The sequence below is a fragment of the Pseudotenacibaculum sp. MALMAid0570 genome (genome assembly GCF_040151415.1).
Classification (GTDB): domain Bacteria; phylum Bacteroidota; class Bacteroidia; order Flavobacteriales; family Flavobacteriaceae; genus Polaribacter.
Window position 1 is genome coordinate 1 of record NZ_JBDKWF010000050.1, and the last position, 11,496, is coordinate 11,496.

General features: G+C 35.0%; 9 protein-coding genes and 1 tRNA gene. 6 read left to right on the forward strand and 4 right to left on the reverse strand.

What is annotated here, in order from left to right:
- The 3 genes from AAON49_RS12250 to AAON49_RS12260 all read left to right on the forward strand — a co-directional run.
- The coding region (locus AAON49_RS12250) for an Ig-like domain-containing protein (RefSeq protein WP_349554993.1) at positions 1–5,065 on the forward strand (5,065 nt) is incomplete at its 5' end.
- A gap of 39 nt (positions 5,066–5,104) precedes the next feature.
- Positions 5,105–5,992, forward strand: a complete 888-nt coding sequence (locus tag AAON49_RS12255) for a PorP/SprF family type IX secretion system membrane protein (protein ID WP_349554994.1) — start codon at positions 5,105–5,107, stop codon at positions 5,990–5,992.
- A gap of 87 nt (positions 5,993–6,079) precedes the next feature.
- Positions 6,080–6,598: a YybH family protein gene (locus tag AAON49_RS12260; protein ID WP_349554995.1), complete on the forward strand. Its 519-nt coding sequence runs from the start codon at positions 6,080–6,082 to the stop codon at positions 6,596–6,598.
- 1 nt (position 6,599) lies between these two features.
- Here the strand turns inward: AAON49_RS12260 and AAON49_RS12265 are convergent, their stop codons facing one another.
- The 3 genes from AAON49_RS12265 to AAON49_RS12275 all read right to left on the reverse strand — a co-directional run bounded on the left by AAON49_RS12265 (position 6,600) and on the right by AAON49_RS12275 (position 8,509).
- On the reverse strand, positions 6,600–7,604 hold the full coding sequence (locus AAON49_RS12265; RefSeq protein WP_349554996.1) for a hypothetical protein: 1,005 nt from the start codon (positions 7,602–7,604) through the stop codon (positions 6,600–6,602).
- 576 nt (positions 7,605–8,180) lie between these two features.
- Positions 8,181–8,262, reverse strand: a tRNA-Leu gene (locus AAON49_RS12270).
- 1 nt (position 8,263) lies between these two features.
- A complete protein-coding gene (locus tag AAON49_RS12275) occupies positions 8,264–8,509 on the reverse strand; it encodes a GIY-YIG nuclease family protein (protein ID WP_349554998.1) in 246 nt (81 codons plus the stop codon).
- Between the two features lie 198 nt (positions 8,510–8,707).
- On the opposite strand from AAON49_RS12275, the gene AAON49_RS12280 reads away from it, so the two are divergent.
- The 3 genes from AAON49_RS12280 to pth all read left to right on the forward strand — a co-directional run bounded on the left by AAON49_RS12280 (position 8,708) and on the right by pth (position 10,980).
- Entirely contained in the window at positions 8,708–9,649 is a 942-nt protein-coding gene (locus AAON49_RS12280; RefSeq protein ID WP_349555000.1) for a ribose-phosphate pyrophosphokinase, read from the forward strand.
- Between the two features lie 20 nt (positions 9,650–9,669).
- Positions 9,670–10,290, forward strand: a complete 621-nt coding sequence (locus tag AAON49_RS12285; protein WP_349555001.1) for a 50S ribosomal protein L25/general stress protein Ctc — start codon at positions 9,670–9,672, stop codon at positions 10,288–10,290.
- Positions 10,291–10,413: 123 nt separating this feature from the next.
- Complete coding sequence (gene pth / locus AAON49_RS12290) at positions 10,414–10,980, forward strand: aminoacyl-tRNA hydrolase (RefSeq protein ID WP_349555002.1); 567 nt, start codon at positions 10,414–10,416, stop codon at positions 10,978–10,980.
- 62 nt (positions 10,981–11,042) lie between these two features.
- Here the strand turns inward: pth and AAON49_RS12295 are convergent, their stop codons facing one another.
- Positions 11,043–11,495 carry a 6-pyruvoyl trahydropterin synthase family protein gene (locus AAON49_RS12295; RefSeq protein WP_349555004.1) on the reverse strand — a complete coding sequence of 151 codons (453 nt, stop codon included), beginning with the start codon at positions 11,493–11,495 and terminating at the stop codon, positions 11,043–11,045.
- Position 11,496 lies beyond the last annotated feature (1 nt).

Here is an 11,496-nt window from a genome sequence, read left to right on the forward strand (position 1 = left end):
AGTTATAGGAGCAGATGATGTTGTTTTAGGAGGAAGTCCAGTGTTTACGTTTGCAAGTGCAAATGTAGGCACAGGAATTACGATCAATACAAGTGGATATACAATAAGTGGAACTGATTCAGGAAACTATACGTTAACACAACCAACTTTATCAGGAGATATCACAGCTGCTACATTAACTGTAGTAGGTTTAACAGGAGATGATAAAGCATATGATGGCACGACAGCAGGATCAGCTTCAGGAACGGCAACATTAAGTGGAGTTATAGGAGCAGATGATGTTGTTTTAGGAGGAAGCCCAGTGTTTACGTTTGCGAGTGCAAATGTAGGCACAGGAATTACGATCAATACAAGTGGATATACAATAAGTGGAACTGATTCAGGAAACTATACGTTAACACAACCCACTTTGTCGGCAGATATCACAGGAATAGCATTAACCATCACAGGTTTAACAGGAGATAATAAAGTTTATGATGGCACGACAGCAGGAACTGCTTCAGGAACAGCTACTTTAAGTGGAGTTCTTGGAGGAGATGATGTAAGCTTAAGCGGCTCAGGAGTGTTTACTTTTGCGAGTGCAAATGTAGGAACAGGTATTACCATTACTACTTCAGGGTTTACCTTAAGTGGAGCAGATGCAGGAAAATATACCTTAACACAACCCACTTTATCAGGAGATATTACTGCTGCTACATTAACTGTAGTAGGACTTACAGGAGATAATAAAGTTTATGATGGGACGACAGCAGGATCAGCTTCAGGAACTGCTACTTTAAGTGGAGTTATTGGAGCAGATGATGTTGTTTTAGGAGGAAGTCCAGTATTTACTTTTGCGAGTGCAAATGTAGGAACAGGAATTACGATCAATACAAGTGGATACACAATAAGTGGAACCGATTCAGGGAATTATACCTTAACACAGCCAACTTTATCAGGAGATATTACACCTCCAACAGTGAGCTTTGCTGCTACGACTAGCAATGGTGCAGAAAGTGTAAGTTCAGCCAATCTTACAGTAAACCTTTCAACTGTTTATACAGCTGATGTGAGTGTAAATTATACCGTAACAGGTACTGCAACTGGAAGTGGAACAGATTATACATTAGCAAACGGGACTTTAACAATTACAACTGGAAATAGTAATGGTGATATTACTATTTCTGGAATTGTAGATGATGCAATTTTAGAAGCTAATGAAACAGTGATTGTAACATTATCTAATCCTACCAATGCTGCATTGGGAACAAATACAGTTCACACCTATACAATTAATAATAATGATGCAGCAGCAGTAACAATAGCTGATATAAGTGGAAATGAAAATAATGGAGGGATCACGGTAACTGCTACTCTAGATAATGCTGTTCAAGGAGGATTTACTGTAGATGTGAGTACGGCTGATGGAACAGCAACTACTGCAGATAGCGATTATACTGCAATTGCATCTCAAACATTGATTTTTGTTGGGAATGCAGGAGAAATGCAAACCTTTACACTAATGCCTACAGGGGACACTAAAGTAGAGACTAATGAAACAGTATCTATAAGTCAAAGTAATTTAGCAGGCACAACAACATCAGTTACAATTACTGACGGAGCAACTGTAACCATTAACAATGATGATTTAGCAATGGTTACCATTGAAGATGTTGCCGTAGGAGAATCTGACGGTACAGCAACAGTAACACTTACCTTAAACAATGCAGTAGACGGAGGTTTCTCTGTTGATGTTAGTACTGCTGACGGAACAGCTACCATAGCTGATAATGATTATACTGCAGTAGTTTCTGAAACAGAGGTCTTTGCAGGAAATGCAGGAGAAACTCAAACAGTAACCATTACCATTGGAAACGATGTTATTGGAGAAGACACAGAGAACTTTACAGTTTCTATGGACAATTTAGTTCCAATGACAGTAACTGCTGGTAATATTGACATTACCGATGGAGCTACCGTAACTATTAATGATGATGATGCTCCCGTATTAACTGCTACTACACCTGCAGATGATGCTGTTGATGTAGCTATAGGCTCCAACTTAACGATGACATTCAATCAAAATGTGATGGTAGGTACAGGAAATATCTTAATCAAGAATGAGAGAGATGATAGTACGATTGAATCGATAGATGTAACAGGTTCTCAGGTAACTATTGTTAACAATGTTGTAACAATTGATCCTTCTAGTGATTTACCAAGTGAAACTAAGATTTATATTGAAGTTCCAGCTGGAGCATTTGAAAATGCTAGTAACCAAGGAAATGATGCTATTACAGGAAATGCTGCGTGGAACTTTACAACTGAAGACATTACTTCACCAACAGTTACATTAAGTACAACCACAAGTTCACCAACAAACCTTCCGTTTACAGTAAATATTTTATTCTCGGAAGCGGTGACTAATTTTGACTTAACTGACATTACAGTAACTAACGGAACTGCGAGTATATTCAATCAAATAAACACACTTTCATATAGTGTATTAGTAACTCCAACTACAGACGGAGATGTAACTGTTAATATTGCGGCAGGTGTTTTACAAGATGCATCTAGTAATGCAAATGATAATTTAGCCTCCAATACGCTAATGCTTACCTATGATATTACCAAGCCAACATTAGATATGACTACAGATGTAACAGACCCAACTAATGGGGCATTTACGGTTACATTTACTTTTAGCGAAGATATGGATAGCTTTGAAGCAGCAGATTTAGTTCTTACCAATGCTTCAATTAGTGATTTTGTGATGGTAAGTAATTCTTTATTTACGGCTACTATTACACCAACTACTGATGGATTGGTTACTTTAGATCTTCCTGCTGATTCAATAGATGATACTGCAAACAACTCAAATGAAGCAGCAACTTTTAGCATTACATATGATGGAACAAATCCATTCTTTAATAGTGTTACAACTACTGCTGCAGACCCTACGAACGGGGCCTTTACATTAACATTTACTACAAGTGAAGACATTTTAGGTTTCGATGTAGGAGATTTAGTAGTTGCTAATGGTGCAGCTAGTAACTTTGTAACAGTTTCTCCTAGCGAATACACAGCGTTAATTACGCCAACAATAACTGTTAATGGAAACATTACAGTAGATGTGCCTGGAGGTTCAGCAACAGATGCTGCTGGAAATCCTAATCTTGCCGCTGGTCAATTTAGTATTGCTTTTGATGATATTAAACCAACGGTAGTAATAACTTCTGACGCTGCTAATCCAACAAATACCAGTTTTACAGCTACTATTACGTTTAGCGAAGATGTAACAGGATTTGATATTTCTGATATTGAAGTTGAAAATGGAACGCCAAGTAACTTTAATGCAGTAAGTGCTTCTGTTTATACAGTAAGCATTGCACCAGATTCAGATGGAGATGTAAATATAGATGTAGCAGAAGATGTAGCTTTTGATGCAGCTACCAATGGAAATGAAGCTGCAGAACAATATTCTGTAGAATACGATATAACCAGACCTACAGTTGTAGTTACATCAGCAGCTGCAAATCCAACAAATGGAGCTTTCGATGTAACAATTACTTTTGATGAAGATGTAACTGGTTTTGAAATGGCAGACTTAATAGTAGTAAATGGAACACCAAGTAACTTTATGACAACAAGTGCTAGTGTATATACAGTTACAATAACACCAACAATTGATGGTTTTGTTACTGTTGAAGTCCCAGAAAATGTTTCACAAGATGCAGCAACCAATGGAAACGAAAGTTCAGAGGTGTTTGAAATAGATTTTGACGGAACAAGACCTACTGTAGTTATTACGTCTTCAGTTCCAGATCCTACAAATGCAGCTTTTGATGTTACGATTACTTTCTCTGAAGATGTTACAGGATTTGAAATGTCAGATCTAGATTTAGGAAATGCAACAGCAAGTAATTTTGCTGGTACAGGAAGTGTTTATACAGCTACTATTACTCCAACTGCAGATGGAGGAGTTATTGTACTTATTCCTGAAAATGTAGCAGAAGATTCAGCTACCAATGGGAATGAGATTTCTGATGAGTTCTCTGTAGACTATGACGCAACTCGTCCAACGATTGTAATGAACACAACAGCTGCTGCACCAGTAAATGCGCCATTTACTTTAGATATCGTCTTTAGTGAAGATGTAACAGGATTTGATATATCAGACTTGGTAGTAACCAACGGAACATCAAGTAGCTTTGTTGCAACAAGTGCAAGTGTTTATTCAGTAGTATTAACACCAACTGCAGCTGGAGACATTATAGTAGATATTGCCGCTGATTCTGCACAAGATGCAGCAACCAATGGAAATGAAGCTTCACAGTTTATGATTGAATACGATAACATTCCACCAAATCCACCTCAGATTACACACATCTCTGAGTTTACTTGTAGTGGAAATATTACAACAACAGGAGATAATACCTTAGAGATTTCAGGAACTGCAGAAAGAGAGTCTACTGTAGAAGTATTTATTGAAGGAATTTCTGTAGGAACTACAATTACCGGGTCAAACGGATTCTTCACTTTTGATCATACAGGAACCACTCTAGCAGATGGTACATATAACATCACAGCTCGCGCAACTGATATAGCAAATAATACAGGAGCTTTATCAGCAACCTTTACCATTACAATTAATACAGTTGATTCAGATGGTGATGGAATCGCAGATTTCTGTGATGAAGATGATGGAGGAAATGGAGTAGATGATACTGAAGAAGATTGTGATGGAGATGGTATTGTAGATAGCTTAGATACAGACAATAGTTCTTGTGCGGCTCCAATCCAACAAACTAGAACTTATGGATTCTCTCCTAATGGAGATGGGATCAATGATGGATGGGTGATTGAGAACATTACAGCGTTCCCTAACAATGTTGTTAGCGTATATAGCCGATCAGGAAAGTTAGTGTTTAAGAAGAAAGGTTACCAGAATGACTGGCAAGCTGTATCGAATCAGGTTAGTAGTGGAGGTTTAGATAATAAACTACCCGTAGGTCCTTACATCTATGTAATTGATCTAGGAAATGGAAGCGCACCAGTCAGAGGTTGGTTATACATCAATTATTAATAAAGCAAAATGATTCAAGAACACAAAAAGAGAACAATCATGAAAAAATCAATCATAACACTTATCACGATCACTTTTGCTTTGTTAGTAGGAACCAAAGCAGAGGCACAACAAGACCCGAATTTTACCTTGTATAATTTTAACATGAATATTATCAACCCAGCTTTTGCAGGGATTAAAGAAACGCCAGAGTTAAACTTGGTATATAGAAATCAATTTTTAGGAATTGACGACGCGCCAAGGACTATTTCGATGGCCTATTCTAAACCTATGGGGAAGAACTTAGGATTGGGAATTTCGGTAATCAATGACCGCGTATTTGTCTTAACCGAGACCGATATCGCTATTGATGTTTCGTATAAGATTCAGATCGGAGAGGCCACAAATATGTACTTTGGATTAAAAGCTGGAGGAGGTTTTGTAAACATAGACCTTACGAAAGCCAACAATTCTGGATTGGATCAATTGTTTAACCAGAATCAGAGTTTTTTCAATCCACATATTGGAGCAGGATTGAACATTCAGAATGAGAAGTTTTATATCAGTATCTCAACACCGAATTTCTTAAGAGGAGACAGATATGAGAAGCAAGGAAACAGACCAAGTGCAGCGGTAGATCAAGCTCACTTTTATATGGGAGGAGGCTATCATATAGCAATCAATGATAACTTGTTGTTAACACCAAGATTTATGATGCGTTCAGTACAGGGAGCACCAACGAGTTATGATATAGGATCATCATTAGAGATTAACAAGAAGTTTACAGCAGGTGTGAATCTAAGAGTGGATGAGACCGTATCAGCTTATGGATTGTTTCAGGTTATAGACAAGCTAAAGTTTGGAGCAGCCTATGATGTAACAACAATGGATGCTAGTATCATCAACGACAATGGATCTTTAGAATTGATTTTGAAATATCAATTTTAATTCTAAGAATATACAGTAAAAAAAGCCTCAGAATTTTCTGAGGCTTTTTTTATACCTTATACACTAAATAAACTTAAAAATATTCCGATGAAAAAAATACTGACAGTTTTACTACTTGTTCTAACCATAACTGCGCAAAGTCAAGATAAAAAGAAACATGATTTTTCTAAAGAGATTGATGTGCAACTTTGGGAAAAGTTTGTAGAAGCCTACAATGCGAGAGACGCTAAAAAGTACAATGCAATTCATACTGACGATATTGTAAGAATTACCAAAAACGGAATTCGTCAAGGAAAAGTCTTTAAAGAAGGAATCATCAATTCCTATGGAAGAAAAAATCAACCTAAAAGAGAGATAGAATTTAAGCATGAACACAGAATTCATGAGAAAGAGATTGCCTATGAAGTAGGTTATTTTAAATTAACCTATTTCAACAAAGAATTAGGAAACAAAACCTATTATGGTAGATTTAGCGTAGTGCTAAAAAAAGAAAAGGGAAGATGGAAAATAGCCCAAGACTGGGACGTTGATCAAATAAATGGAGTTCCCATTACCGCAAAAGATTATGAGAAATTAGAGTCGAAAATTATAGCTAAAAAAGAATGATCTAATTACACTGTCCGTTTGAAATATTGCTCACGGAAGGGTTGTATAAATTCCCCAAGATAGAAATATCAACATAAGAATTAGTGTCAATTAAATTTTTGATACCGCAAAAGTCAGATAAGTTTAAATTATTGTGAAAGTCGAGATAATTCACAAAAATTAAATTTGACAAAGCATCTATATTTTCTAAAGAATCATTTTCTGAAACAGAAATTCCGCTTCGAGTAAATTGGTTCAAATAATTTAAATTTTCTAACCCTTCTAAATTTAACAAATCGTCATTATTAAATATCAACAAAGACTCAAGCGTAGAAATGTTTGTTAAACCCCTAATATTCTTTAAAGAGCTATTATTATCAATTGAAACTTCTCTTAATGTATTATTTAAGTTGGATAAAAGACCATCGATATTTAATAAAGAACTATTATTAGAAATAGTAATTCTTGAAATTATATTCGTAAGAGCATCTAATCCGTTTAGGTTCAATAAACCTTGATTGTCTATTACATTTAATGTGCCAATTGAATTCACATTTTGCAAACCTTCTAGATTGATAAGGCTATGATTATTTATCACTGACAAGGTACTTAGAGCGTCAACATTTTCACAAAACCCCTCAAAATTTATTAATGAACGATTATTTCTTATGGTCACATTATATTCAATTGAAATTAAGCTATCAAAGCCGCCAAGTGAAGTTAGATTTTCATTTCCGTCTAAAAAAAAATGATTGACCGAAGTAAGATTGATTAAAAACCCATTTAAACTTTCTAAAGAACTATTATTTCTAATGATGATTCCTCCTTCAATATAAGTAACACAATCTAACAACCCATTTAAGCTCATTATAGGATCACCTTTAGAAGGATCTTCAATAATATTTATTCCTCCAATAATAGAAGTGTATCCTAACTTATCAAAATCGTCTAATTCTTTTTGCGTTGTAAACGTAATATCATCATAATACGTTTTTAACCCAGAACCGCAACCTTCGTTTTCTTCCAAACCGTTTTTTTTACTACACATAGTTAAAAAAGGAATAATACAGAAGATGAAGAGGGTTTTAATTTTCATAACTTAAATAGAAAAAGAGTTTTAGGGTTTGATTTTTAAAATTAGTAATTTTTCGTGAATGAGTTATGCTTGTTTTTTTATGGCTTTACAATCTTTTTCAATATTTAATTAAAGTTAGAAAGTAGAGTTGTGCTAATATAAAAATCAAACAACAACTTCTCCAAAAGAGACTCCAATGAGCCTGAGGTTTTCTATTCATTAATTTAGTTAATCCAAAAATAACAAGTATTAAAAAAATGATGAAAACAACATTCCACAAAATAGGATAATTACCATAATTAATCACAAATGATAGTGTGTAGAAATTAGTGATAATAACAAGCATGGTAATTATTGCTAATATCTTTCTTGGATTCATTTTAGTCAAGGGACTTATTCTTGAGTTACTTTTTTAAAGTTAACCATTTTGTTTTAGCTTATTTGTAGCAAAGAGTAATTCTTTATTTCAATAGTTTAATAAAGGGCATAAAAAAACCAAGACTCTACCAAGTCTTGGTTTTTTATATGTACTCAAGGTGGGAATCGAACCCACACTCCCGAAAGAACTGGATTTTGAATCCAGCGCGTCTACCAATTCCGCCACTTGAGCATTATCTGAGACTTCTAAGTTGTCGAAGCTTTTCTTTTCCAACTCCAGATTTCCAATATTTTTCACGTTCTCTTGCTTCAATTCTAGTATTCATTTCTTCAGAGAATAACAAAACAAAAGGTTTGTATGGTCTGGTTGTCCTCTCATAACCATTATTATGTCTGGTTATTCGACTTTTCAGATCAGAAGTCAAACCTACATAAATATAATTTCTATTCAAACTAGAAATCGCATATACATAGAACATATTTCTTTTTTTTAGCAACTTTTACCACCTAAATGGTTTCCAATTCCGCCCTGTCTGCCGACAGGCAGGCACTTGAGCATTATTTGGGACTGCAAATCTAAAAAATATTTTACGATTCTAGTATTTAATCGGGAAAACTCATCAAATAATTTTATTTTTGTTGCGAACAACAACACAAACTTTTTAATACACAACTAAATGTCACAAAATACCTTAGCGCCAAAGCTATTTGCATGTTCACAAAGCATGGAATTAGCAGAAAAAATTGCAAAAGAATACGGAGCTGAATTAGGAAAGGTAAAAACAACACACTTTAGCGATGGAGAATTCCAACCTGCTTTTGAAGAATCAGTTAGAGGACGCCGCGTTTTTATTATCGGATCTACATTTCCTAGCTCTGATAATTTAATGGAAATGCTGCTAATGCTTGATGCTGCAAAAAGAGCTTCTGCTAGACACATTACTGCCGTGATGCCCTATTTTGGATGGGCTCGTCAAGACAGAAAAGATCAACCAAGAGTAGCTATTGGAGCAAAACTAGTTGCTAATTTATTACAAGCAGCGGGTGCTACCAGAATTATGACCATGGATTTGCATGCAGATCAAATACAAGGATTCTTTGAAAAACCTGTAGATCATTTATTTGCTTCTACAATCTTTATGTCATACATCAATAATTTAAAGCTAGAGAACTTAACAATTGCTTCTCCAGATATGGGAGGTTCTAAAAGGGCTTATGCTTACTCTAAATACTTAATGTCTGATGTGGTTATCTGCTACAAACAAAGGAAAAAGGCTAATGTTATTGGTCATATGGAGCTAATTGGAGATGTAGAAGGGAAGAATGTAATCTTAGTTGATGATATGATAGACACAGGAGGAACCTTAACCAGAGCAGCAGATTTAATGATAGAAAGAGGAGCGTTAAGCGTACGTGCAATATGTACTCATCCTATCCTTTCAGGAGGTGCTTATGAGAAGATTCAGAACTCAAAATTAACTGAGTTAATTGTCTCAGATACAATTCCTTTAAAACAGGATATTTCTAAAATAAAAGTTGTATCTTGCGCGCCCTTATTCGCCGATGTGATGCACAAAGTTCAGAACAATACGTCGATAAGTGACCAATTTTTAATGTAAATTATATTTAACAAAAAGTAATGAAATCAATTACAATCAAAGGATCTCAAAGAGAAAGCGTGGGTAAATCGGCAACGAAAGCCTTACGTAATGCTGGAAAGGTTCCTTGCGTATTATACGGAGGAGACAAGCCTGTTCACTTTTCAGCAGAAGAAAAAGCGTTCAAAAACTTGGTGTATACTCCAAATGTATATACAGCAGCGATTGAACTTGATGGACAAAAATTTGCAGCAATTTTACAAGACATTCAGTTTCACCCTGTAAGTGATAAGATCTTACACGTAGACTTCTATCAATTATTTGATGATAAAGAAGTAACAATGAACATTCCTGTAAAATTAGTTGGAACTTCTCCTGGAGTTTTAAATGGAGGATCTTTACGTTTTACAAATCGTAAATTAAAAGTAAAGGCATTACCAGCAAATTTACCTGACTTTATCAATGCAGATATTTCTAAACTTAGAATTGGAAATAAATTGTATATCACTGAATTATTCAATGATGAGTATACATTTATGCATCCTGATAACACGGTTGTTGTACAAGTTAGAACTTCTCGTAATGCAGTTGCTGAAGAGGAAGAAGAAGCAACAGAAGAAGTTGCAGCTGAAGCAGCAGCTGAAGCGCCTGCAGCAGAATAAATTTTTGAAAGATAAAATTCATAAAAGCGCTACAATTGTAGCGCTTTTTTATTTTGCTATTTTTACGGGATGAATATCTTAAGATTCTTTTCTAGAAAGTCAATAGAAAGTAAAGAAGAACTCATGAAAAAATTTTTAATCGTTGGATTGGGAAATATCGGAGAAAAGTATACCAATACACGCCACAATATTGGTTTTCAGATTGTAGATGCTTTGGCAAAAGAGCATGAAGCAAAGTTTGAAACCGATAAATTAGGAGATGTAGCTAGTTTCCGATTCAAAGGAAGAACCTTTGTATTACTCAAACCAAGTACGTTTATGAATTTAAGTGGAAAAGCAGTAAAGTACTGGATAACTAAAGAAAAAATATCTCTTGAGAATGTTTTGGTCATTACCGATGATGTAAATATAGACTTTGGAACCATTAGAATTAAAACCAAAGGAAGCGCAGGAGGTCATAACGGATTAAAAGATATTGAAGCCAAACTAAGCAATCAAAAATATGCGCGTTTTCGTTTTGGTGTGGGTGGAAATTATCCTAAAGGACGTCAAGTAGATTTTGTTTTAGGTCAATGGACCAAAGAAGAAGAAAGTCAGCTGATAGAAAGAATTCCAATGTCTATCAAAGCAGTAGTATCTTTTGGCACTGATGGAGTTGCCAACACCATGAATAACTTTAATGGGAAATAAATTCGATACTCAATAAAGAGTTACCTCTGCACCATTAACCATTAACCATTAATAACCGCTTCCTAATTATTGTCTAAAGCAAACCACTCAGCAAAAGACGTCTCTGTTTCTTGCAGTTTAATAGAGAATAACTTAATGTTTTCTGGTAATCTTTTCTGGATTTTTGCAGCAAAATCAATCACCATCATTTCACTTGTAGGTTGGTAATCAACCAACAAAACATGATGTCCTCTATCTTTGAGTTCTTTAGCCAATTCTACATGAGGTGTATTCTTGTTAAACACAGTAGCATGATCAAAAATATCTACAATCTCTTCATTTACAATTTTTTTCAAGTCACCAAAATCAATCACCATTCCGTACTTCACATTTGATGTATCATCAATAGGTTTTCCTACAACTGTTACCGAAAGTTTATAACTATGACCATGAACATTTCTACACTTACCATCATAACCATATAAGGCATGTCCTGTTTCAAAATTAAACTGTTTGGTGATTCGAATTGTACTCATG